2 protein-coding genes are annotated in these 866 nt (G+C 41.9%); both read right to left on the bottom strand.

Annotated elements, in window-relative coordinates; all coding sequences use genetic code 11:
* Positions 1-333: GDP-mannose 4,6-dehydratase (locus A3757_RS19615; protein ID WP_156506433.1), on the bottom strand; the 333-nt coding region annotated here is incomplete at its 3' end.
* A 24-nt stretch (positions 334-357) separates the two neighbouring features.
* A partial coding sequence (locus A3757_RS19620) for a sugar phosphate nucleotidyltransferase (protein WP_255374993.1) occupies positions 358-866 on the bottom strand: 509 nt, incomplete at its 5' end.

The following is an 866-nucleotide window of genomic DNA, read 5'->3' on the forward strand; positions in this document are numbered from 1 at the left end:
CAATTTCACTTGCGCCACTACATTAGTCTGATACCAATGCTCCGGAGTCTGCCAGCTTTGAGCGACCATACCTTGCGCTGCAAAATTAATTATATAAGTTGGTTTATGCTGCTTTATTACGCTTAGGAGTTCATCCAGATCATGGTTAAGGTCAATTTGGAAAAACCGAAAACGTTCATTAAAAGCGCCACTCCACTTGTATGGCAAGAACACCGAGTGCAACTCAGGTGAACGACTAACCCCAATGACCTCATAGCCTTGCTCAAGCAAATGCTCAACAAAGTGGGAACCAGAAAATGAGTTACTACCAATTACAAGAAATCGATCTGCCATAATACCTGCCTAAGCTTGCCAGTCTCACTTGTCTTTATTGACAAGACTATGAATCGGATTATCGTCGAACTCTTTTTGCCATGAATCTGCTGCCGGCCAATTAAGAAGCGGCAAAGGGTCCAACTGAGCTTTACGCAATGCAGAATATGTGCCGATATCACGATGAATGACATCATTGTGCCAAGTAGCTATTCGACCAACAAATTGTGGAAGCACCTGTGTACTAAAATCGGAGATCTCGGGATGCAGTTCTAGCCAATCAAGGATTTCAGGCTCAAGCAGATAAACTGCAGCATTTGCTCGGTTGCCAGGAGGGTTTGAAACTTTTTCGTGAAACCCAATAACTCTATTTTGAGAATCAAGCTCAACTATCCCGCAACTTTGAGGAAGTTCAGTATCAAAAGTCATCATTGTTATAGGGCAATTATCTGGTCGATACTTGCAATGATATTCAATAAAAGCCGAGAAATTACAGTGACACCAATTATCTGCATGAATTAGTAGCGTCGTGGCATTCTTAAAAAAAGCCTGAT

The organism is Oleiphilus sp. HI0117 (assembly GCF_001635235.1).